Origin of the sequence: Henriciella marina DSM 19595 (assembly GCF_000376805.1) — a bacterium.
Lineage (GTDB): Bacteria > Pseudomonadota > Alphaproteobacteria > Caulobacterales > Hyphomonadaceae > Henriciella > Henriciella marina.
The window spans coordinates 70,325-93,284 of record NZ_AQXT01000002.1 but is presented as its reverse complement, the minus strand read 5'-3'; the positions used below and the strand labels follow the sequence as shown (position 1 = coordinate 93,284).

Annotated in this window: 22 protein-coding genes and 1 tRNA gene; 17 read left to right on the top strand and 6 right to left on the bottom strand. The window is 61.5% G+C overall.

Annotated features, from left to right (window positions below):
• Positions 1-14: 14 nt before the first annotated feature.
• Positions 15-1,253, bottom strand: a complete 1,239-nt coding sequence (locus tag F550_RS16400) for a DUF917 domain-containing protein (protein ID WP_018146554.1) — start codon at positions 1,251-1,253, stop codon at positions 15-17.
• Positions 1,254-1,393: 140 nt separating this feature from the next.
• Here F550_RS16400 and F550_RS0100470 point away from each other — a divergent pair, with 140 nt between their 5' ends.
• The 3 genes from F550_RS0100470 to F550_RS18265 are packed head-to-tail and all read left to right on the top strand — an operon-like array spanning position 1,394 to position 3,289.
• Positions 1,394-2,125, top strand: coding sequence for a hypothetical protein (locus F550_RS0100470; protein WP_018146553.1), 732 nt, complete (start codon positions 1,394-1,396; stop codon positions 2,123-2,125).
• Positions 2,122-2,877 (top strand): VOC family protein, encoded by a 756-nt coding sequence (locus tag F550_RS18270; protein WP_018146552.1) that lies wholly within the window; start codon positions 2,122-2,124, stop codon positions 2,875-2,877. The genes F550_RS0100470 and F550_RS18270 overlap by 4 nt, the downstream gene beginning before the upstream one ends.
• A 40-nt stretch (positions 2,878-2,917) precedes the next feature.
• Entirely contained in the window at positions 2,918-3,289 is a 372-nt protein-coding gene (locus F550_RS18265; protein ID WP_018146551.1) for a hypothetical protein, read from the top strand.
• A 12-nt stretch (positions 3,290-3,301) separates the two neighbouring features.
• Here the strand turns inward: F550_RS18265 and F550_RS16385 are convergent, their stop codons facing one another.
• Together F550_RS16385 and ettA are read right to left on the bottom strand one after the other, a co-directional pair.
• Positions 3,302-4,069, bottom strand: a complete 768-nt coding sequence (locus tag F550_RS16385) for a phosphatase PAP2 family protein (RefSeq protein ID WP_018146550.1) — start codon at positions 4,067-4,069, stop codon at positions 3,302-3,304.
• A gap of 83 nt (positions 4,070-4,152) precedes the next feature.
• On the bottom strand, positions 4,153-5,820 hold the full coding sequence (ettA, locus tag F550_RS0100450) for an energy-dependent translational throttle protein EttA (RefSeq protein WP_026180467.1): 1,668 nt from the start codon (positions 5,818-5,820) through the stop codon (positions 4,153-4,155).
• Between the two features lie 380 nt (positions 5,821-6,200).
• Here ettA and F550_RS16380 point away from each other — a divergent pair, with 380 nt between their 5' ends.
• The 7 genes from F550_RS16380 to F550_RS0100410 all read left to right on the top strand — a co-directional run bounded on the left by F550_RS16380 (position 6,201) and on the right by F550_RS0100410 (position 14,574).
• The gene (locus tag F550_RS16380; RefSeq protein WP_018146547.1) at positions 6,201-8,369 is read left to right on the top strand and encodes a S9 family peptidase; all 2,169 of its coding nucleotides are present in this window, start codon (positions 6,201-6,203) and stop codon (positions 8,367-8,369) included.
• A 113-nt stretch (positions 8,370-8,482) separates the two neighbouring features.
• Entirely contained in the window at positions 8,483-9,853 is a 1,371-nt protein-coding gene (locus F550_RS0100435) for an alpha,alpha-trehalose-phosphate synthase (UDP-forming) (RefSeq protein ID WP_018146546.1), read from the top strand.
• Entirely contained in the window at positions 9,853-10,581 is a 729-nt protein-coding gene (gene otsB, locus F550_RS16375) for a trehalose-phosphatase (protein ID WP_018146545.1), read from the top strand. The genes F550_RS0100435 and otsB overlap by 1 nt, the downstream gene beginning before the upstream one ends.
• A complete protein-coding gene (locus tag F550_RS0100425) occupies positions 10,578-12,347 on the top strand; it encodes a glycoside hydrolase family 15 protein (protein WP_018146544.1) in 1,770 nt (589 codons plus the stop codon). Before otsB ends, F550_RS0100425 begins: the two co-directional genes overlap by 4 nt.
• A 49-nt stretch (positions 12,348-12,396) precedes the next feature.
• Complete coding sequence (locus tag F550_RS16370; RefSeq protein ID WP_018146543.1) at positions 12,397-12,810, top strand: DUF1330 domain-containing protein; 414 nt, start codon at positions 12,397-12,399, stop codon at positions 12,808-12,810.
• Positions 12,811-12,859: 49 nt separating this feature from the next.
• Positions 12,860-13,588 (top strand): HAD family acid phosphatase, encoded by a 729-nt coding sequence (locus tag F550_RS18260; protein ID WP_018146542.1) that lies wholly within the window; start codon positions 12,860-12,862, stop codon positions 13,586-13,588.
• A complete protein-coding gene (locus tag F550_RS0100410; RefSeq protein WP_018146541.1) occupies positions 13,588-14,574 on the top strand; it encodes a glutathione S-transferase family protein in 987 nt (328 codons plus the stop codon). Before F550_RS18260 ends, F550_RS0100410 begins: the two co-directional genes overlap by 1 nt.
• Positions 14,575-14,734: 160 nt before the next feature.
• Here F550_RS0100410 and F550_RS0100405 read toward each other — a convergent pair whose 3' ends face one another.
• A complete protein-coding gene (locus F550_RS0100405; RefSeq protein WP_018146540.1) occupies positions 14,735-15,202 on the bottom strand; it encodes a GAF domain-containing protein in 468 nt (155 codons plus the stop codon).
• Between the two features lie 147 nt (positions 15,203-15,349).
• On the opposite strand from F550_RS0100405, the gene F550_RS19350 reads away from it, so the two are divergent.
• The 7 genes from F550_RS19350 to F550_RS0100370 all read left to right on the top strand — a co-directional run bounded on the left by F550_RS19350 (position 15,350) and on the right by F550_RS0100370 (position 22,430).
• Positions 15,350-16,084: a DUF4129 domain-containing protein gene (locus F550_RS19350; protein WP_018146539.1), complete on the top strand. Its 735-nt coding sequence runs from the start codon at positions 15,350-15,352 to the stop codon at positions 16,082-16,084.
• The gene (locus tag F550_RS0100395) at positions 16,081-17,289 is read left to right on the top strand and encodes a DUF4350 domain-containing protein (RefSeq protein ID WP_018146538.1); all 1,209 of its coding nucleotides are present in this window, start codon (positions 16,081-16,083) and stop codon (positions 17,287-17,289) included. Before F550_RS19350 ends, F550_RS0100395 begins: the two co-directional genes overlap by 4 nt.
• Positions 17,279-18,235 (top strand): AAA family ATPase, encoded by a 957-nt coding sequence (locus F550_RS0100390; RefSeq protein WP_018146537.1) that lies wholly within the window; start codon positions 17,279-17,281, stop codon positions 18,233-18,235. Before F550_RS0100395 ends, F550_RS0100390 begins: the two co-directional genes overlap by 11 nt.
• A gap of 58 nt (positions 18,236-18,293) precedes the next feature.
• Positions 18,294-19,607 carry a DUF58 domain-containing protein gene (locus F550_RS0100385; RefSeq protein WP_018146536.1) on the top strand — a complete coding sequence of 438 codons (1,314 nt, stop codon included), beginning with the start codon at positions 18,294-18,296 and terminating at the stop codon, positions 19,605-19,607.
• A complete protein-coding gene (locus F550_RS0100380; RefSeq protein ID WP_018146535.1) occupies positions 19,604-20,602 on the top strand; it encodes a stage II sporulation protein M in 999 nt (332 codons plus the stop codon). The genes F550_RS0100385 and F550_RS0100380 overlap by 4 nt, the downstream gene beginning before the upstream one ends.
• Positions 20,602-21,552, top strand: a complete 951-nt coding sequence (locus F550_RS0100375; protein WP_018146534.1) for an RDD family protein — start codon at positions 20,602-20,604, stop codon at positions 21,550-21,552. Before F550_RS0100380 ends, F550_RS0100375 begins: the two co-directional genes overlap by 1 nt.
• A gap of 101 nt (positions 21,553-21,653) precedes the next feature.
• Positions 21,654-22,430: a Crp/Fnr family transcriptional regulator gene (locus tag F550_RS0100370; protein ID WP_018146533.1), complete on the top strand. Its 777-nt coding sequence runs from the start codon at positions 21,654-21,656 to the stop codon at positions 22,428-22,430.
• Positions 22,431-22,432: 2 nt separating this feature from the next.
• Here F550_RS0100370 and F550_RS18250 read toward each other — a convergent pair whose 3' ends face one another.
• On the bottom strand, positions 22,433-22,762 hold the full coding sequence (locus tag F550_RS18250) for a hypothetical protein (RefSeq protein WP_018146532.1): 330 nt from the start codon (positions 22,760-22,762) through the stop codon (positions 22,433-22,435).
• Positions 22,763-22,828: 66 nt separating this feature from the next.
• Positions 22,829-22,905: transfer RNA gene (locus F550_RS0100360), tRNA-Ile, on the bottom strand.
• Positions 22,906-22,960 lie beyond the last annotated feature (55 nt).

The following is a 22,960-nucleotide window of genomic DNA, read 5'->3' as shown; positions in this document are numbered from 1 at the left end:
GCGGCTAGCCAGGTCTAGTCCGGCCTTGCTTCACCGTCCTGCAGCGTCTCGATCGGCACATAGTCGAAATCAAAGCCAAAGTGGCGCGGCCCGATAAGCTCGATGCCCCGCTCACTGCGCCATGGCGCAGGCGCCGGTACGCCGACAAAAGCCACGCGTTCACCAACGACATAACCGCCATAACCGACGCCCAGTGTCGACTGGCCCGTCTCCGGGTCCAGATTGTAAATATAGTCCGGTGAAATCGCATCGAGCACGCCATTGCGCCAGCTGACGATGTTCTCATTCTTCACATAGACGCGGTAGGTCTCACCTTCATAATCGCCGGTCCCGTCAAGCATGGCCTCGACCCAGTTGAAGCCTCTCTCACCGCGCTCTTCCGACACCGTCACCACCCCTTCGAACAGGCGGTAGCCGCCCGAAACCTCGACAAGCGCGGCAATCGGGTCGCGGCCAGCGTCGCGCGCCTCGCGCACCGTCCGGCCATAGGTCTCTGCTTCGGTGATATTGCCGGGCAGAATGCCCCGCTCCAGATCAGCGCCCGACATCGGCGTCATCGTGATCAGCGCGTCGCCTGCACTGGCGACAGCGATGGCGCGCGTAATATCCTCAACCCGGTACTCATCAACCGCATGCCTGATGATGATCTGGTCGCCCCACGGCGTCACGATCGCAGTCGGCACGGAGGCAATGCCGTTAATCCACGGGATGGACTGTTGAACTTCTGGCACGGCGCGGCCCGTTATGCCGCCGTCCAGTGTCGGGATGCCCATCTCCGCGCCCAGCAAAAGCGCGGTCGCCGTGGCTCCTGCCGCCTCTGACCGGACCAGCGCAGCCACCTTCTTGCCGGTATAATCGGCAAAGAGATCGACCACGGCCCGTTCCATATTCTCGATTTTCGGCAGGCCCTGTTCCTCGGTGCGGTCGATGACATGCTGCCAAGGGCCGCCGCCGCCAATCCCCTGAACAGCAACGACCATACCGTCATCTGGCACCGCCTCTGGCGCGATCAGACGGAAAGTCAGTCCCTCACTGAACGCCGCGCGCACTGCCTCGATTGATCCGCTCGGATCGCAATTGCGCGTCGACTGGATGCACGACCCGACAAGTATATCGACCAGTTCCTGTTCGCTAAGGATCCGGGGATCAGCGCTCGGTTCCTGCGCCTCGGCCCCTTGCGACTGCGGCGTGCAGCCAGCCAGACCGGGACCCAGCAGCGCGCCCAGAAGGCTGGCACACATCATCGATTTCATGAAAGATCCCTCATCCGTAAGGACATGAGCGTACCGCCACGGGCGGCATCGACAAGCATCCCGGCCACAAACGCCGCGCCAATGGGGGAAATGCACGGCCCATCCCCACCCGTGCACCGCCAGTGTACTGTCCCTGCACCATGGAATGTACCGCCGCTAACCTCACACCACTGATCGCGCGCGTCTGGCCGAGACTTGTCGCCTTCGTCGCCGCCATTGCCTGCATGGTCGCGGGCCGTGGCGGCCAGATCGACGGGCACACACGGGCGAAGGCCCTAAGACTGCTTCGCCCGGCTGAAGCCATGGTGCGCCGGGTCATCGCTCTCATGGCGATCGAGATGAATCTGGAAACACAGGCGCCCTGCAACAACGCCGCAGACAAGCGAAAACCGGCTTGCCGCCAAACCCGGAGCCCCGGCGGGTTTACCCTATTTGAGCCTGTTCCCACTTTCGCCGCCTGCTTCGGCACCGGCAGCGGTAAGAGTCGCTTTACCGCCGGTCCGCGCATCATCGATCTTGCTGCGCCTCTCATCCCTGCCCCGCAAACGCCTGCGCATCAGACCGCTCCGCCGACACAGACAGACATGCTGCTCGCCCGGATCGACGCGCTTCAAGCCGCGATGAGGGCCCCCGAAAAACATGCCCGCCGACTGGCGCGCCGGACGGCGCGCACGCTTGCTGACCCTCAATCAAAGCAGCGGATCACCCCCTTGCGTCCGGGCTGGCCGCCGGGGCTGCGGGGACGTGAGACGCCAGACTGGCTTGCCGCCGTCCTGCTGGACCTCAATTCCGCGATCCGATGCCGCCCGCCGCCGCGCCCTCCTGAAAGGATTGGCACTGACCCCGGAAGCTATGATAGGCTTCGAACATGACCCGGATACGCCTGCGACAGCTCGTCATCGCTGCCGAAAGCCTGAAGACCGCCGATCGCTTGCGAACGGTGCTCGGGCTCGGCCAACCTTTTGCTGATCCTGGCGTAAAGGAGTTCGGGCTTGAGAATGCCGTGTTCGCCATTGGCGACCAGTTCCTCGAAGTCGTCGCGCCCACCACCAAAGATGCGCCTGCCCGCCGGTTTCTCGACCGGTACGGCGAAGGCGGCTACATGGCGATCCTGCAGACAGACGATATCGCCAGCGCCCGCAGCCTGATCGATATTGCCGGCATCCGCCGCGTCTGGGATATCGACCTTGATGATATTAGCGCCAGCCACGTGCACCCCGCCGATGTCGGCGCGGCGATCCTGTCGGTCGACGAGGCACGGCCCTGGAATAGCTGGCGTTGGGGCGGACCGGACTGGAAGAAACGATCCGTCGAGGGCCGTCTCGGCGGCGCAATTTTCGAAGCGCCTGATCCACCGGCGCTCGCAACACGCTGGGGCGCGGCCATCGGCCAGCCTGTAACGACCAGCAAGGGCCAGACCGTCATAGACCTTGAGGGCGAAGGCCGGCTCATCTTCGAAGAGGGCAAGCGCGAAGCGCTCGCCACCTTCTGCATCAATATCAAGAATGCCATGAAGGCGCTGGAACGCGCCGACCGGCTGGACCTTGATACTGATGGTGACGGCGTCATCATCGGCGGGGTCCGCTTTGAGCTCAATAATCTGGAGACGGCAGACGCCGGTTAGCGGTCTCCGCCAGATCTGACACCCTGGGGGGAGACACCACATGAACTGGTTCAACGAGCTTTTCGATCTTGCAGCGGTCGCCTCTGGCGCAGGCCTTGGCGGCGGCGTCATCAGCGCGCTGGTTGTCTCGGCCTTTTCCGGTGCCTTCCTCAAATTTATAATCCGCATCGTCGTGACCGCGGTTATAACGGGTGTTGGCTTCTACTTCCTGCTCGGCTGGCTCGGTTTTGAAATTGTCCCGCGCGACGAGATCGCCGCCAGCCCTGCCCCGTCTGCGTCGGTGTATGCGCGCAGTGAAGGCTTCCTGTCGGAGGTCGGGAATGATGAGCTGGCAGGCGCCTCGCCTGCCCCTGCTGAACGCGAAGACACCAGGCAGATTGTGGTAACATCACCCTTCCGGCGCGGCGACTAGACCGGCTGGGCCCTACTCGGCCGGCTCAACCTCGATGGTCCCCTCAGGGGTCACATCCAGAGCATACATATCGAGGGCGACCTCAAGCGTGATAAAGCCATAGACGCCCCAGACCGCCAGCATGACGACCATGACAAGCGTAAATGGCCTCGCAAACCGGCCCTCGCCCGGCAGCTGGTCAAACCCCCAGGCCACGAGGAACAGCATCACACTCGCCAGCAGGACAGCACCGATCACGTCGGTCGGCCAGTGGGCCCCAAGATAGACGCGGGAGAAACCGATCAGCGCGATCAGCAGGATGAAGCCCGCGACAGTCGCCTTCTGCCAGATTCCGGTCAGCGCATGCGCCGCGAAGATGGCCAGCGCCCCATAGATGACGGTCGAGTTCGTCATATGGCCGGACGGAAAGCTGAAGCTCTCCACACCGGCATAAAGGTCGGCCGTTGGCCGGTCGCGCGCGATGAAGCTCTTGATGAGTTTGACGATAATGGGGGTGGTGATGAACGCGAATGCACTGAAGGCCGCCGCCCACCAGGCCCGCCGCAGCAAGAGGGCAATAACGACGCTAATCGCGATAAACGTAAGAGAGGTCGCGTCCCCCAGAAGCGTCACGAAAACGACGATCCAGTCAGTCGCCGGGCTACGCAGGGCCTGGACACCATCACTGATCGCAGCATCCACGCCCACCAGCATGGCCTCATTCGCCACGGCGACGGCCAGCACGGCAAAGACAAGCGCGGCAATCGCCGCAGGCAGAATATGAGAGGTTACATTACGCATACGGACTAACTGGCAGGCCAGCCACCAATTTTCAATAAACCACGTCGGCGCCGCCCGGAGGCGACGCCTTCATAAATAGAGGTCTAGTCCCGCGAGAACTTCTTGAACTTGAGCTTCTTCGGCTCGACTGCATCGGCGCCGAGGCGGCGTTTCTTGTCTTCGAGATAGGAAGAGAAGTCGCCTTCGAACCATTCAACATGGCTGTCGCCCTCGAAGGCGAGGATGTGGGTCGCCATGCGGTCGAGGAACCAGCGATCGTGCGAGATCACCACGACAGAACCGGGGAAGCCATCAAGGCCTTCTTCGAGGGCCTGCAGGGTTTCAACGTCGAGATCGTTGGTCGGCTCATCGAGGAGGAGGCAGTTAGAACCCTGCCGCAGCATCTTGGCGAGGTGGACGCGGTTACGCTCACCGCCTGAGAGCTGGCCAACCTTCTTCTGCTGGTCTGAACCCTTGAAGTTGAACGCGCCGGTATAGGCACGCGAGCTGACTTCGACGCCGCCGAGATTGATCACGTCGAGGCCGTCGGAAATCTCTTCCCAGACGTTCTTCTTGTCATCGAGCTTGTCACGGCTCTGGTCGACATAGCCGAGCTTGACCGTGTCGCCGACGCGGATCGAACCAGTGTCCGGCTCTTCCAGACCAAGGATCATCTTGAACAGGGTGGACTTACCCGCGCCGTTCGGACCGATCACACCGACGATGCCGCCGGGGGGCAGTTTGAAGGAAAGGTCATCAATCAGGAGATTGTTGCCAAACGCCTTGCGGAGGTCTTCGGCCTCGATGACGATATTGCCGAGACGCGGGCCGGGCGGAATACGGATCTGGGCATGCGAGACGGTCTCGCGCTCTGCCTCTGCGGCGCGCTCTTCATAGGACTGGATACGCGCCTTGGATTTGGTCTGGCGGGCTTTGGCGCCGGCGCGAACCCATTCGAGTTCTTTCGCCAGGGTGCGCTTCTTGCCAGCGTCCTCACGGGCTTCCTGCTCCATCCGCTTGGCCTTCTGTTCGACCCAGTCGGAATAGTTGCCCTTGTAAGGATTGCCGCGGCCACGGTCGATTTCGAGGATCCAGTCGGTGATCTTGTCGAGGAAATACCGGTCGTGGGTGACGAGGATCACGCAGCCGGGGAAGTTGATCAGATAGTTCTGCAGCCATGCCACAGTCTCGGCGTCGAGATGGTTGGTCGGCTCATCCATCAGGATCATGTCAGGCTTTGAGAGAAGCAGCTGGCAGATCGCGACGCGGCGGATTTCACCGCCGGAGAGCTTGTCGACTGCGGCGTCGCCCTCAGGACAGCCAAGCGCGACCATGGCCATCTCGATCTTGGAATCGATGTCCCAGGCGTCAGCGCTGTCCACCTGCTCCTGCATGGCGGTCATCTCTTCCATCAGCTCGTCGGTGTACTCCTCGCCGAGCTTCATCGAGATCTCGTTGAACTTGTCGACGAGCTGTTTTTCAGGGCACTGGCTGGCGATATTTTCAAACACCGTCATGCTCTCATCGAGCTTCGGCTCCTGCGGGAGGTAGCCAACCTTGGCGCCCGGCGCGGCATTGGCCTCGCCATTAAATTCCGTATCCTCGCCCGCCATGATGCGCAGCAGGGTCGACTTACCAGAGCCGTTGACGCCGACCACGCCGATCTTCGCATCCGGCAGGAAGGACAGGTGGATGTTCTCGAACACCTTCTTGCCGCCCGGATAGGTCTTGGACAGGCCCTGCATATTAAAGACGTATTGTTGACCGGCCATGGGGTGGGAACGCTCGCTGGATTAGGAAATGTGTAGAAGCCGCCGATGTAGGCGTTGCCCCCCCTCAAGATCAAGGTGGAAGGTGAGCGCATCGCCCTGCTGCAGTCGTTTTCTTTCGCCAAAAATACGCTGCCGGTGACCAGCAGCGTCTGCTTGGGTTCGAGCCTTTACGATTTAGCCAGCTGCTATCGCCTCAAGACCTGAGATAAGCGTGGAGACGAGAAAGCCTTCCGTATCACGCCAACTTTCGGGGGAGCGCCGACCGGCTTGATTGCTAGAATGCGCGCGTCTACGGGATTGGCATGAAGCTTCGTGTTCTGAAACTTATAGCGCTCCTGGTAGCGTGCCCTGGAAACCTTGTCGCGCAGGAGCCACCCGATTTGCCCTCAAAAGAGCTGACCATCGAGCGCCTCTACGCGTCCCCCTCGCTGAACGGCCCATCGCCGACGGGCGTGAAATATTCGCCTGACGGAACGCGGGTGACTTTCCTGAAGGCGCGCGAAGCAGACTCCAGCCGCTATGATCTCTGGCAGTTCGACGTGGAGACGGGCGAGCAGAGCATGCTTGTCGACTCGACCCTATTGGAGCCTGAAGAGGTCGAGCTTTCTGAAGAGGAAAAGGCGCTGCGTGAGCGCAAGCGTATTGCAGGACGCAAGGGCATTGTCAGCTATGACTGGGGCACGGCAGATACGATCCTGGTGCCGCTCGGCGGGAACCTTCATCTTGTCTCGCTGACGGAAACGGGCGCCGAACCGCGCCAGCTCACCGAGACAGATGCCTTCGAATATGACGCCCGCGTCTCGCCGGGCGGCAACTTCGTCAGTTTCGTGCGAGACGGCGCCGTCTTCGTGATCGAGCTTGCAACAGGTGAGGAACGCCAGATCACGCCCGACGCCGAGCCGGGCAATGCCATCTCCTATGGCGTCGCCGAGTTCGTCGCGCAGGAAGAAATGAGCCGGTACACTGGGTATTGGTGGAGCCCAGATGAGCGCCACATCGCCTTCACCAAAGTCGATGAAAGCACGGTCGACATCATCGAGCGCTTCGACATCAAGGCTGAGGAAACCACGGTCATCGACCAGCGCTATCCGCGTGCGGGGACCAAGAATGCGCTGGTCGAGCTGTTCGTGCACAATCTGGATAATGGTGAGGATACGAGCCTCACAAGCGTCGGGCCCGACACCTATCTGGCTCGCGTCAACTGGACTGGCGACAGCCTCTGGTTCCAGACGGTGAACCGCGACCAGACAGAGATCCGCTATAACCGCGCCGAAGGTGCGCCCTGGCAGGTGTCGTCACCGCTGACGGAAAACCAGGACAAGTGGATCAATCTTTCCAATGATTTTGTCGAGATGGATGAAGGCGTCCTGCTGACCACCGAAGAGACCGGCTATCGTCATCTCGCCATCGCGCCGAAGGGCAGCAATGCAAGCGAGCTGCGTTTCCTGACAAGCGGTGACTGGGCTGTCGAAAGCCTGAAGACCGTGGATCAAGAGAATGGACTTGCCTATTTCGCCGGCTATGCCGACACGCCGCTGGAGCAGCATCTTTATTCTGTCCCGCTCGGCGGCGGCGAGCCGACGCGCATCACGGAAGCCGGCAAGTCGTGGTCGGTGAGTATGGCACCAGACGGGCAGTCTTTTGTCGCTACTTCTTCAGCCCCGAACCAGCCGCCGCAGACGGGCCTCTATACGGCTGGCGGCGACCTGATCGCCTGGGTCGAAGAGAACGCGTTGAATGAGAGCCACCCCTATTTCCAGTATCTCGGTGCCCACGCCGAGCCTGAGTTCGGCACGCTGGAGGCCGAGGATGGCCAGACGCTTTACTATTCCATCCTGAAGCCTGCCGATTTCGACGCCTCGAGGACCTATCCGGCCATTGTCGAGGTCTATGGCGGCCCGCATGTCCAGACCGTGGACCGCGACTGGGAGAGCCTGTCGGACCAGTATCTGGTACGTCAGGGCTATGTGGTGTTCCGGCTGGACAATCGCGGCATGGCAAACCGGGGCAAGGCGTTTGAAGACGTCATCTATCGCCAGACCGGCGGGCCGGAAGTGCGCGACCAGCTGGTCGGCGTGGACTGGCTGAAATCACAGCCCTTTGTCGACCCTGACCGCGTCGCCATCCAGGGCTGGTCCTATGGTGGCTACATGACGCTGATGACGATCCTGCAGGCACCGGAAGGCACCTTCGTCGCCGCCGTCGCTGGCGCGCCGGTCACCGACTGGTCGCTCTATGATACCTTCTATACCGAGCGCTATATGGACACGCCCGAAGACAATCCGGACGGCTATGACAAGTCATCCGTTTTCTATCACCTCGACCGGCTCGAGACCGCGCTGCCAGACCTCCTTCTGGTGCATGGCATGGCGGACGATAATGTCACCTTCGACAATACGACCCGTCTGATGGCCGAGATGCAGCAAAAGGGCATCGTGTTCGACCTGATGACCTATCCGGGGCAACGCCACGGCATTCGCGGAGAGGCGCTGCAGACCCATCTGATGAAGACGCGGATGGCTTTCCTGAACCGGCAGCTCAAAGAGTAAGCGAAGTGGGCAAGCGGGGGGCGGCTGCGCTAAAAGTGACGTGAAATCGAACCATTGGGGTTGATGCGCTTTCTTCCTGCGGCATCTTCATTTTCAAGTAGGAAGGGTTTCGCATGGGCCGACTGATCGCCATTTCCAACCGGACTGCCGCAGACCCAAGCGCCCGCGCGGGCGGCCTTGCTGTTGCGGTCTGGGAATCGCTGACTGCCACCGGGGGCATGTGGTTCGGCTGGTCCGGGAACGTCGTGAAGGGTGAGCCCGGCCCGCCAGAGCACATCACCGATGAGGGCGTCGATTTCGTCGTCACCGATTTTACCGAAGCCGAACACGACGGCTTCTATCTGCAATATGCCAACCGCGTCATCTGGCCGGTCTTCCACTACCGGGTGGACCTCGCCCATTTCGGCGATACCGATTTCGAGGCCTATGAAAGGGTCAACAAACGGATTGCCGACATGGTCGTCCCGCACCTTGAAGACGGCGACAGCGTCTGGGTGCATGATTATCACTTCCTGCTGATGGGGGACTTCCTGCGCAAGGGCGGATGGAAAGGCCCGATCGGCTTTTTCCTGCATATCCCGTTTCCTTCACCGGAAGTGTTCCGCGCCCTGCCAGAGCATGAGCAGATTGCGCGCGCCATGTGCGAGTTCGATGTGCTGGGCTTTCAGTCAGAGAATGACCGGTCGAACTTCGTCCAGTTCCTGGTGCGCTATTGCGACGCGAGCGATGAGGGCGATGGCTGGATCGCCGTCGATGGCCGCCGGATCAGGGCAAACGCCTATCCGATCGGCATCGAGGCCGAGAATTTCGCCAAGATGGCGGTCAGCCAGCGGGCCCAGACAGCGGCAACGCGGATTGGCAAATTTCTTGGCGGACGCAAGCTCGTGCTCGGCGTCGACCGGATGGACTATTCCAAGGGGCTGCCGGAACGGTTTGAGGCGGTCGGCAAGATGTTCGACCACTTCCCGTCGACACGCGGGCGTGTCTCGGTCACGCAGATCGCGCCGCCATCCCGGTCAAAGGTCGAGGAATATCAGGATCTGCGCGTCCAGCTCGATGAACTCGCCGGGCGCATCAATGGCGATTATGGCGATCTCGACTGGATCCCGCTTCGCTATCTTGCCCGCTCCTATGACCGGCGTGAGCTTGCAGGCCTCTACCGGATCGCAGCGGTCTGTCTGGTGACGCCGCTGCGCGATGGCATGAACCTTGTCGCCAAGGAATTTGTCATGGCGCAGGACCCGGACAATCCCGGCGTCCTGATCCTGTCGCAGTTTGCAGGCGCCGCCGAGCAGCTCTCCGATACGCTGATCGTCAATCCGCATGATGGCTATCATGTCGCCGAAACCATCTACAGGGCGCTTGAAATGCCGCTTGAAGAGCGACAGGAACGCTGGGAGAAACTGCGCAAGACCGTCGTTGAACAGGATATTACCTGGTGGCGACAGAAATTCCTCGACGATCTGGATGTTAAACTGCCCTGATGACGGCAACTGCCAACCTGCCCCAGCTGACAGACAGGCATGTCCTGTTTCTCGACTTCGACGGAACGCTCGCCCCGATCCAGGACGACGCCGCCACCGTGCGCCTGCCTGATGGGGTCGGCGGCGCGCTGGCTGATGTGCACGGCTTTCTGGCCGGCGCGGTCATCATCATCAGCGGACGCGACATACGTGACCTGTCCTCGCGGGTGCCGGACATCTTCTGGCGCGCGGGTACGCACGGGCTGGAAATCTGCGCGCCGGGCACCGCCCCGGAAGCGACGCGACGTGACGCGCCCGTTGAACTGACGGCCGCCGTGAACGCGGCTCTTGATGGCCTCGACGGCGTCCATGCCGAAGCCAAGGGCGAGGTGATCGCCTTTCACTATCGCCAGAACCCTGATATCGGCCCGCTGCTCGGCGCGCGGCTTGAAGAGAGCCTGGCTGGCATCGAGGGCTACAAATTGCAGGCCGGGAAGATGATCTTCGAGGCAAAGCCGGATCGCGCGAACAAAGGCAAGGCGGTCGAGACGCTGCTGAAGCTTGCCGGACTGGAAGACCGTATCCCCGTCATGGTCGGCGATGATACAACGGATGAGGATGCCTTTGATGTCGTCAACCGGCTTGGCGGGGTGTCGATCAAGGTGGGCAGCGGCGAGACGCACGCCACATACCGGCTGGACGACCCGGAAGCCGTCGCAGAATGGATCAAGCGTCAGGGGCGCAAATGACTAATCTCGAACTTGGTATTATCGGCAATGGCACGGTTGCCGGCCTGATCGACGAGCATGGCGAATGCGTCTGGATGTGCCTGCCGCGCTTTGACGGTGAGCCTGTCTTCAACAGCCTGCTGGGCGGGCGCGGCAAGTTTGCAATCACGCTGCAGGGCCATTGCAAGAGTACGCAACGCTATCAGCGCAACACCGCCGTCATCGAGACCGAGCTGGAAGCCGAAGACGGCTCAGCCATCCGGATTACCGATTACTGTCCCCGCTTTGTGGACAAGGGCCGCATGTTCCGCCCGGCTTCGATGGTGCGCCGGATCACGCCGCTACGGGGCATGCCGCGCATCCGTGTCGACCTGTTCGCCCAGAGCCAGCGCGGCGAGTATAACATGGTCACCCGGCGCGGCGTGAACCACATCAAATTCCTGGATGAGAATGCGGGCTTCCGGATCACCACGGACGCGCCGGTCTCTTACGTGATGGATGGCCGCGACTTTGTTCTGAACGAGGAAGTCAGCTTCCTGATGGGGCCGGACGAAAGCCTGTCGGACCGGGTCGGCGTTGTTGCGCTGGAGTGGCTGGAGCGGACGGCAGACCAGTGGATGAACTGGTCACGCAGGCTTGCGACGCCGCCAGACTGGCAGGACGCGGTGATCCGCGCCGCCATCACGCTGAAGCTCTGCGTCTATGAGGAAACGGGCGGCATCGTTGCGGCGCTGACGACGTCTATCCCTGAACATACAGGCTCCGAGCGCAACTGGGACTACCGGTTCTGCTGGCTGCGGGACGCCTATTTCACGGTGACGGCGCTCAACCGGCTTTCGGCGGTCGGCACGCTCGAGCATTATCTCGCCTTTCTCAGGAATACCGTCGCCCACACACGGGGCGGGCATATCCAGCCGGTCTATGGCATCGCGCTGGAGCATGATCTGACCGAGAGCTTTGCGGGCGCCCTGCCCGGCTATCGTGGCAACGGACCGGTACGCTTTGGCAATCAGGCGGCTGAACATATCCAGCATGACGTCTATGGCCACGTCGTCCTCGGCGCGAGTCAGGCTTTCTTCGATGACCGGCTGCACACCAAAGCGGGCGAGATCGAGTTCGAACATTTCGAAGGCGTCGGCGAGCGGGCCTATGCGGTCTGGAACACGCCAGATGCCGGCATCTGGGAGTTTCGCGGCAAGGCGCATGTCCACACCTCGTCAGCCATCATGTGCTGGGCAGCGTGTGACCGGCTTGCGCGGATTGCGACCTTCCTCGCCATGCCGGACCGGGCCAATTACTGGAACGCGAAGGCTGATGAAATGCGGACCGGCATTCTCGACCTTGCCTGGAATGAAAAGCGCCAGGCCTTTACCGGCGCGTTCGGCGAAGATGCGCTCGACGCGTCCGTGCTGCTCATGGCCGAGATCGGCTTTATCGACGCGGGCGATGAGCGCTTCATCAAGACGGTCGAGCGCGTGGATGAAGAGCTTCGCGACGGGTATCATGTCTACCGCTACAAGGTGGAAGACGATTTCGGCATGCCGCAGACAGCCTTCACGGCCTGCACCTTCTGGCACATCGATGCCCTGGCGCGCATCGGCCGGATCGAGGAAGCCCGCGCCATGTTCGAGGACGTTCTGGCCCACCGCACCCGGCTTGGCCTCCTGTCTGAAGACATCGACACCAAGAATGGCGAGCTGTGGGGCAATTTCCCGCAGACCTATTCCATGGTCGGCATCATCAATGCGGCCAACAGGCTAAGCCGGGACTGGGATGAGGTTGTCTGAAGCGCGCTGATCGGCGACAGTCTTTCCCAAAAGGGAGAGAGACACGATCATGCCAGCTTTGCAGCCCGATACCGAACAGATGACCCGCTTTGCCAAGGACGAGCATGACGGCCCGATCGTCATGATCAACCTTCTGAAATTCAAGGACAAAGCCGAATATGGCCCAGACGACCCGGAAGTCAGTGAGGGCCTCACAGGTGAGGAGGCGTATAACCGTTATGGCGAAGGTCTCGTAGCGCTCGGCAATGACCCGCAGATCGGTTTGAAGCAGATCTATGGTGGTACGGGCGCAGGCTATCTTATCGGCGGCGGGGAAGAGTGGGACCGCGTCCTGGTCGTCCACTATCCGTCGCGTCAGCACATGCTGCGCATGATGCGCGACCCGCGCTATCAGAAAGCCCATCGCCACCGCGAGGCGGGGCTGAAGTATCAGGAACTGATCGAAACCCACCCTATGGGCTAAACGCCGCCAATGGCCTGAAACCGGGCCCGGACCCATTATGGAGCCTTGCATGACACGCTGGACATTCGCCAAAGCCGCCTTCATCGCGCTTGCGCTTGGCGCCTGTGCGACGCCTGCCGCCCAATCCCCTCAAGATGAGGTCGCCCTTAGCCCGGGTGTGGAGTGGGTCGCCAATAATCCTGAATGGGGCGAGAAGGCAGAGGAGGTCTTCGCCCTGGCGACCGACTATGTCGAAGAGGTCGCCGCCGAACGCGAGGCCAAGAGCTGGGCGGTCGTGCTCGATGTCGATGAGACGGTGCTGAACAATGTCGAATACCAGATCCGACGCGAACGGATTGGCGAGAGCTTCACGCCTGAGAGCTGGCATGACTGGACATCGGAGAAGTCAGCAACGCTGGTGCCGGGCGCAAAACCCTTTATCGAACGGGTGAACGCGCTTGGCGGGCATGTCGCGCTCGTCACCAACCGCGCAGATACAGAACAGCTCTGGACCGAGGAAAACCTCGCCGAGGCCGGGCTGGAGCGGAGCGAGGATTTTCGGGTCCTGCTGACGCAGGCGACACCTGAAGGCGCTTCGGAAAAGAATGCCCGCTACGAATTAGTGCCCGCTATGCTGGCCGCGCAAGGTTATCCGGGCGTTGAGATCGTCGCCTATCTCGGTGACAGCCGCTATGACCGGCCTCAGCCGACCAATCCGGACGACAAATTCTTCTGCATCGATCAGGGCGGCATGTATGGCACGCCCTGCGCCCTGCCTCCACAACCGGTGATGAACTGATGAGCAATCCTTATAAGGTCCACGGCGCGCTTGGCTCGCCCTATTCCATGAAGGTGCGCGCCGCGATGCGGGCAAAGCGGCTGCCCCATGTCTGGGTGCCGATGACAGCCGATATTCGCGGCGACGTGTTGGGCCAGGTCAAGGCGCCGGTCATCCCGGTAATCCAGACGCCGGACGGCCACTGGACGAATGATTCAACGCCGTTCCTTCTGGCACTTGAAGATGAGGGCCGCGCCCTGCTGCCGCCTGATCCGGTCCAGCGTTTTGCCTGTCTCCTGCTGGAGGACATGGCGGACGAATGGACGATGAAGGCGATGTTCCACTATCGCTGGCATTATGCAGAAGACGCCGAATGGTGCGCCAACTGGCTGATGTATGACAGCCTGCCGCTGGCGGGTCGTGACCAGGTCGAGCAGGCGGCCGCCGGTATTCGCGAGCGACAGATCTCTCGCATGGCACTGGTCGGCTGCACGCGGGAGACGAAGCCCGTGATTGAAGGCTCTTTCGCCCGCGTCACCAAGCATCTGGAAGAGGTCGCACTTGGCGACACGCTGTTCCTCTTCGGCAACCGTCCCTCGCTCGCCGATCTTGCATTCTATGGCCAGATAAAAGTGATGAGCGTCGACCCGACCCCGATGGCCTTCCTGCGCAAGGACCGGCCCTATTTCTATCGCTGGCTGGACATGGCGGATGATGCGTCAGGTATTGATGGCGAGTGGACCGAAGCGCCCGGAGGGCCAGTCCAGGCCCTGCTCGGCGTGGCCGGTGATACCTATCTGCCTTTCCTGAGCGCCAATGAAGAAGCGCTGAAGGCGGGTCATGAGACATTCAGCCTTGAGCTTGACGGCAAGCCCTACACGCAAGGTGTTTTCAAATACCAGCTGCGCTGCCTGATGGCGCTTCGTGAAGTCTGGAAGGACCTGCCGGATGAGGCAAGGTCCACGCTGGCTGGCATGATCGGAACGAACGCAGCGATGCTCGGCTGACCTGTCGATAAACTCACACATACCTATCTTCGTCATCCCGGTTTTCGCCTAGCGAAACACCGGGACCCAGGCGGGCAAACTGCAAACGCTTTTGAACCTGGGTCCCGGCTCTCCCTTCGGTCGGCCGGGATGACGACAAGATGATAGCGCCCAAGGAGACCTAAGCCGTCAGCAGGATCTTGCAGATCGCCTCCAGGCCGGCCTGATCGACTTCATCGAAGGCGTCGTGGTCAGTCGAGTCCACATCGAGCACGGCGGCAAGCTTTCCGTCTGCGCCGAAGACCGGAACGACGATCTCTGAATTGGAGCGCGAGTCACAGGCGATATGGCCCGGAAAGGCATGAACGTCCGGCACGAGCTGCGTCTGGCCTTCCGCCGCGCAGGCGCCGCAGACGCCCTTGCCGAACGGGATGCGCAGGCAGCCGAGCGTGCCCTGATAGGGGCCGACGACAAGCTCTTCGGGCTTTAGCGGATCGACCACATAGAAGCCGGTCCAGAAAAAACGCGGGCGGAAGGCTTCGGCCAGGAGACAGGCCGCAGACGCATAGCGCGCGGGGACATAGGTCTCTCCGGCGACGAGGCTTTCGATTTCCAGTTTGAGTTCTGCATAGCGTTCGGCGCGGTCCATTGACGGTCTCCTTCAGGCAAGTCCCCGCATATCGGGGATAAGCGGCGCAATCTCAATGCCCCATGGACGCCGCGCTGCGGCTCTGAAATAGTCAAAAACATCAGGAGGGAATGGGCGCATGTATCTGACGCGATGGGAGGCGATTGATTGAAGTCCGTTCTGCTCTGTGCTGCCCTTGCAATTCTACTGCTGTTCGGCCCGCTTCCCGGCGGTGATGCCTATGCGCAGGAGAATGGCGATACCGACGCGGCGAGCGTCGAAACGCTGGTCGAGCGACATGCCGCGAATGACCGCATCCAGACCGAGAGGCCAAGCTTTCAGCCAGAACCCCGCGAAGAGCGAAGGCGCTCTGAGAACGGTCTCCTTGAAGCCATCGGCAAGTTCTTCGCCTGGCTCATCCAGAATTTCGGATGGCTGTTCCGTATCCTGATCATCGCCGCCATCGTCGCCGTCATCGGCTATGCGCTCTGGTACATGCTGGGCGGACTGACGCTGCCCGCGAGGCGGAAAAAGCAGGACAAGGCCGCCGCCGACGTCTCCTATATTGATGGCGGCCAGCCAGAACGCCGACAGGCCACCGCGCTCCTGGAGGAGGCCGACGCACTGGCGGCGCAAGGCCGGTTTGCCGAGGCGGTGCACCTTCTGCTTTTCCGCTCGATTGCTGACCTCAACGCAAGGCGTGTTGGCGGCGTCCCACAATCGCTGACGGCGCGCGAGATCGCCGCGCTGAACGATCTGCCCGAGAAGGCCCGTAGCGCGCTCTCTCCGATTATTCGGCTGGTGGAAAAGTCCTTCTTTGGCGAGCGGCCCGTCGACCAGTCCGGCTGGAAGGAGGCCCGCGCCTCCTATGAAGCCTTTGCGTTCAGGGGCAGCCCTGCATGAGCGAACACCTCCCCCAGCAAAGCGCGCCTTTCACGGGTCGCATGGCCACCGTGCTCATCATCGTGGCGCTTCTGTCGCTCGGAGCTGTGCTGGCCCTGATGGCGTGGTCGCCGGATCTTGTCTCCCGCGACAAGGCAGGCTCGACCCCCTATTCGCGCTCATCGACGGGCTATGCTGGCCTTGTCGACATGCTGGAGGCACGCGGGGATGACGTGAGCATCTCGCGCCTCTCCCAATCATTGGAGATCGGCGGGCGGCGCCTGTTGATAGCCACACTGTCCATCAATGGCCGCGACATTGAGCCGGACGAGATTTCAGGCCCTGCGCTCATCATCCTGCCGAAATGGACTTACCGGGAAAACCCGGCCAAGCGCAGCTGGGAAATCGATGCGGACCTCGCCTCGGCCGAAAGGGCGATGATCCACCTTCGCGAATTCGACGAGGATGGCGAGATCGTCCGCAGGAAGACCCCCGGCGCGCTGGAGACCCCGTTCGGCCGGTTCAGGCCCGACTTCGAAGACGAGATGCAGCTGATCGAGACAGATCTGCTGGAACCGGTGATCTCTGCGCGGGGCGGCGCGCTGCTCGCCAAGGTGCCCGGCCGGGAGATCTATATTCTCTCCGACCCTGACCTGCTCAATAATTTCGGGCTGGCCCGGCTGGAGAATGCAAAGACCGGGCTTGGCCTGATTGATGAGGTCGGCGGCGGGGGCACGCGGCCCATCGTGTTTGATGCGACGGTTCACGGGTTTGAGCGATCGACGAACCTTCTGAAAATCCTGCTCGATATCCCCTATCTCGGGGCGACGCTGATTGCGCTGGCGACCATGTTCCTCATCGGCTGGGCGGCCGCCATTCGGTTTGGGGCCCCCGAGCGAGAGACGCGCGCTATCCTCGCGGGCAAACGCGCGCTGGCGGATAACTCGGCCGGGCTGATTGCGATGGCAAAGCGCGAACGCCGAATGGCGCCGGGCTATCTCTCGCTCAGCCGCCGCGCTCTCAGCCGGGAGCTTGGTCTGCCGCGGACCCTTTCAGAGGACGAATACATCGCGCTGCTTGACCGGATGGCAAAGCAGAACGGGATGGAGACCTCATTCACGGAGCTTCAGTCGGGGCTCTCGTCGTCGGCAAGCTCACGCGACGATCTAACGAACAAGGCCCGCGCCCTCTGGCGCTGGCGCAAGGAGATGACACATGAGCAATGAGACGGTTCAGAGCCTCGCGGGCAGGATCAGGTCCGAAGTGTCGAAGGCCGTCATCGGACAGTCCGACACGGTCGATCTGATGCTGACGGCGCTCTTCTCAGCGGGTCATATCCTGCTGGAAGGCCCGCCGGGCACCGCAAAGACATTGCTGACCCAGTGTTTTGCGACCGCCATCGATCTTGATTTTGGCCGGATCCAGTTCACGCCAGACCTGATGCCGGGCGATGTGCTGGGCACCAATCTCTTCAACTTCCAGACCAACGAATTCTCGCTCACCAAGGGGCCGATTTTCACCGATATCCTGCTGGCCGATGAGATCAACCGCACCCCGCCAAAGACACAGGCCGCCCTGCTCGAAGCGATGCAGGAGCGCAAGGTGACCATCGACGGCAAGTCGCATTCGCTGAATGACCGTTTCATGGTAATCGCGACGCAGAACCCGATCGAGCAGCAGGGCACCTACCCCCTGCCCGAAGCCCAGCTCGACCGCTTTCTCTTCAAGCATGTGCTCGACTATCCAAACCGCGAGGAAGAGCTTGCCATCGTGACCGGGCATGGCAACCGGACCGGTATGCGCACCGCATCGACCTTCGGCGTAACGTCTATCGTAACCGCGCAAGAGCTTAACGAGGCGGTTGCCAGCGTCGCGAACGTCAAGGTGAAGGAAGATATTGCGGGCTATATCGTCGACATCGTCCGGGCGACGCGCGAGACCCCCGCGCTGGAGACAGGCGCAAGCCCACGCGCCGCCGCAGCCCTCGCCGCAGCCTCTCGCGCACATGCCGCCCTTGATGGGCGCGATTTCGTCATTCCCGATGATGTGAAGGCGCTGGCCCGCCCGGCACTGCGCCACCGGGTCATCCTGTCACCGGCTGCAGAAATCGAAGGGCGCGGGACCGACGAGACGCTTGCAACAATCATCGATCAGACACCGGCCCCGCGATGAGGGCCGGAGTAGCCCCTCTCTACTGGTCTTATTCGTCAGGACCTGCGGGGGCTGACGCATGATCTCACCGACGCTGCGCGCTGTTTTCCTGATGCTGGCCGGGCTTCCAGTCCTCGTGGTGATTGCGGTCATCGCGCCGGGACTCTGGACCCTGTCGGCTGGCTGGATTGCAGGCGTTCTGGCGCTGATGCTGGCTGACACTGCGCTGGTCGCACGCGCTGCCGATCTCGATATCCAGGTGGACGCGCCGCCGCTGCTCTATATCTCGGGCACCGATCCGGTCGATGTCACGTTCAGGTTCAGGCGCGGGCCGCTGCCGGGTCTCGTAGAGACTGAACTGGAGACCAATGAGCTGATCGAGCCGCCGGTGCGCAAATGGCTGAAGGGCTTTGCCGACAAGACACATATCGCGGCCTATACACTGACGCCCATCCGGCGCGGGACCGGGCGGCTGGAGAAGATATGGGCGCGCTGGAAAGGCCCGCTTGGGCTTGTTTCCATCCGCAAGACGCAAGCCCTCGGCACCGAAATCGCGATCACGCCAAACACGCGCTGGGTCAAGGATGAGGCGGTCCGCCTCTATCAGCGCGACGCCGATTTCGGGATCAAGATGCAGATCGACCGCGGCGATGGGTCCGAGTTCGATGCCCTTCGAGAATTCACCGCCGGCATGGACCGGCGCGCCATCGACTGGAAGCACTCGGCCCGCCACAACATGCTGCTCGCCAAGGAGTTTCGTACCGAGCGCAACCACAATATCGTCTTCGCCTTCGACACGGGCCGCCTGATGAGCGAGCCGCTGCGCGGGGTGCCGAAGATCGACAGGGCGATCAATTCAGCGCTGCTGCTGGCCTATGTCTCGCTTCGCTCTGGTGACCGCACGGCCATTTTCGGCTTCGATGCGCGCCCCGGCGTTTCGTCCAATCTGCTGACAGGGACCGGCGCGTTTCCGCACGTCCAGAAACTTGCCTCAGAGCTCGACTATTCAGCCGAAGACGCGAACTACACGCTCGCACTGACGTCTCTCGCGGCCCGGCTTGAGCGGCGGTCACTGGTCATCCTGTTTACTGATTTCGTCGACACGATCTCTGCCGAACTGATGCTGGAAAATGTCCGGCGCCTCACCGACAAGCATATCGTGGTCTTTGCGACATTTGAGGATGAAGCCCTGTCGGCAATGATCGATGCCGAGCCGGGCGACGCCGAAGACGTCAGTCGCGCCGTCGTTGCCGACACGCTGCTGCAGGAGCGCGAGATCGTGTTCCGCAAGCTGCAGCGCATGGGCGTGCAGATCGTGGAGACAACGCCCGAGAAATTCGGCTCAGAGCTTGTCTCGCGCTATCTCGACATCAAGCGGAGAGAGTTGATTTGAACGAGCGCGTGATGAAGTCCTATCGCTTCCGCGAGGAGCGCGAAGCTGACTGGCAGGCGCTGGACCGCATTGTCACGCGCGCCGAACGCCGGGGCGTCAAACGCCTGTCGGACGAGGACATGCTGGCCCTGCCCCGTCTCTATCGGCAGGCGGTCTCATCGCTCTCGATGGCAAGGTCGATCTCGCTCGACCAGAACGTGCTCGCCTATCTGGAGACGCTGTGCGCGCGTGCCTATTTCTTCGTCTATGGTACGCGGGCCAGCATGGCGACACGGATTGCGCAGTATTTCCGCCGCGACTGGCCCGACGCGGTATCGAGCGCGGTCTGGCCGACGCTTCTGTCTGCGCTCTGCCTGATTGGTGGGGCGCTCCTGGCTTTCATCCTGACGCTCCAGGACCCCGAATGGTTCTGGACGTTCAATTCCAACTGGGACAGTCGCAACCCGGATGCGAGCTATGACTATCTGCGCTCGACGCTCTACACCGAAGACACCAATATCGCAGACATGCTGGGCGCGTTCGCTGCGCAGCTTTTCTCCCATAACAGCACGATCGCAGTGATGGCTTTCGCGCTCGGTTTTTGCCTTGGCATCCCGACGGCGGTCCTGCTTGTCTATAATGGTGTCGGTATTGGCAGCTTCATGGCCGTCTTCTGGTCAAAGGGGCTGGGCGCAGAGCTGAGCGGCTGGCTTTTCATCCATGGCATGACAGAGCTGTTCGCGATCATCCTGGCAGGCGCTGCTGGCTTCATGATCGGCGGGGCGGTTGCCTTTCCCGGCAAGAAAACACGCATGCAGTCGCTGCGCGAAACCGGCAATCAAGCGGCCCTCGTTATCATGGGCGCTGTGCTGATGCTTTTTCTGGCGGCGCTGCTTGAGGGGTTCGGCAGGCAGCTCATCAATAGCGATCTTATCCGATATCTGATTGCTGGCGCCACGCTCCTCTTCTGGCTGGTCTATTTCTACTGGCCGCGCATGCGCGCTGAGGCAGCGTGATGGCGCGCAAGCTCAAACTGTCCGAGACCAATGCTGCGCGGGCCCGCCGCGAAGCGCTGCGCCGCCGCGATATGCGCTTGAAAGAACAGGCGCGCCAGTCACGACGCATCCGACCATTGGTGACGCCGGAAGGTGCCGCCCTCAATCTGCGGATCGCCACAGCCTCCGAGCGCGCAGGCGCCTTCCTGCTCGACTTCTCGCTGCAGATCATGGCGATCATCGCCTTCAGCTGGGTCATCGCTGTCATCTTTTCGGAGATGGGCTTTCAGGGCTGGCAGATCGCAGGCTCGATCTCGGCCGTGATCGTTTTCCTTCTGCGGGTCTTCTATTTCGTCTTCTTCGAGATCGGCCGGAAGGCGGCGACACCCGGCAAGCGGGCGCTCGGCCTTCGCGTGGCGTCGCGTGGTGGCGGACGGCTGACCGCGAACGCCGTCCTAGCGCGCAATTTCATGCGCGAGCTTGAAGTCTTCCTGCCGCTGACCCTGCTCGTCATGGGATCGGACAGTGCCGTCAGCGCCTGGATCCGGCTTCTGGCGCTTGTCTGGGCAGGCGTCTTCGTACTGTTTCCGCTTTTCAATTCAGACAAGCTTCGGGTCGGCGACCTTATCGCAGGCACGATGGTCATCCATGCCCCGCGGGTGAAGCTCAAAAAGGACATCACATCAGCAGAGCCCCTGCCGAAAGCCAGTCAGCTCAGCTTCACGACGGCAGAGCTCGACGCCTATGGCATTCATGAGCTCCACGTCCTCGAAGATGTGCTTCGCCAGTCCACCCCTGAAATAAAGACCAAGGTCGCTGACCGGATCCGCGCCAAGATAGGCCGGGACCCGAGCGCGGATGAGGACGACCTCGCCTTTCTTGAAACCTATTACGCCGCCCTGCGGGCACGCCTTGAGCAACGCATGCTGTTTGGCGAGCGTAAGGCCGACAAGTTCGACACCGGCACCTAGATGCGCCCCGGAACGCCGCCGCAAGGCCCGCGTTCTGACGGTACTCGAAATCGATCGGTTAAGGAGCTGCTGCTTTCGCAAGCGCTGAGAGGTACATACTAATGACGACCGAGGGGGTCTCCCAAAATGAAAATATCTGCGACGTCGAAGATTCCTGCCTGGCGGCAAAGCTGAAGCATCTTGCCCCGCTAAGCGACGCCGAAGTCCAGCTTCTGGCCACGCTTGAAGATGATCAGGAAGATGTCGATGCGGGCACCGTTCTTGTTGAAAGGCAGGAGAAGATCGAGGAACTCTTCATTCTCAAGAAGGGGTGGGCGCTGGCGTCCCGCGATGAGCCTGACGGGCGCGAATGTGTGCCGACGATCTATTATCCGGGCGACATAATTGGCCTCAGCGATGTGCCGTTCGATTATTCACCCCACCGGGTCTATGCCGCGACCCCTGCAAAGCTTTGCCGGTTTCCGCGGAAAAGGCTGAGCGACGTGTTGCGCCAGTCGCCGCGCCTCAGCGGAATGATCCTGGCGCTCGGCATGATAGAACAATCAATGCTGAACGACCGCATCATGGTCAGCCGCCGGACAGATGGACACTTGCGGCTTGTGCTCTTCCTTCTGCAGACCATGTCGCGCCTTCGGCTCATGGAGCCTGTCCTGCACGATCAGTTTCATTGCCCGCTGACACAGGAGCAGATCGGCGCGGCGACCGGGCTCTCGGCCGTACATGTCAGCCGGTCGATCAAGAAACTTGTCGAACTGAACCTGGTGGAACGCCACAAGCGTTTCTTCCGGCTGTTCGATGAGCCGGGTCTGTGTGATCTCGTTGATTACGAAAACCGCTATGACAAGCTGAACCTCGACTGGTTGCCCTCGTCCGATTAGCCCTATTCTCCGGGCTGGACCTCCTGCTTGCCCCGGAGCGGCGCCCAGAGATAGCGATAGACGCCGAACAGATTGATCCCCAGCAGGACGATGTTCTGAATGGCAAGCGGCGATTCGCCCTCGATCGTCGCAGCGGCGACCCATGCGGCTGAGGACACTGAGAAAACCACGAAGCCGAAGCCGGACACCTTGCGGCCAGCATTTATCGAAACAAGAAGGGCTGCCGCAATACAGGTCAGCGAGGCAAACCAGTTCAGAAGATCAGTCATAAGGATGTAAAGCTCTGCTTTGAAGCGGCGGGCCGGAGCGCCCGGAAAAAAGCAACCTGCCATATGCCGCTCCGGTTCCGCTCGCGACAGGGCGAGACAACTGGAACACGTCCAAAGTTAAACGGGTAGTGGTGGGCCCGGAGGGACTTGAACCCCCGACCAGACCGTTATGAGCGGTCCGCTCTAACCAACTGAGCTACAGGCCCTTTGCGCGGCGATTGCACGGTTTCCAACATGCCGTCGTCACGTTGGTGCCGCAAT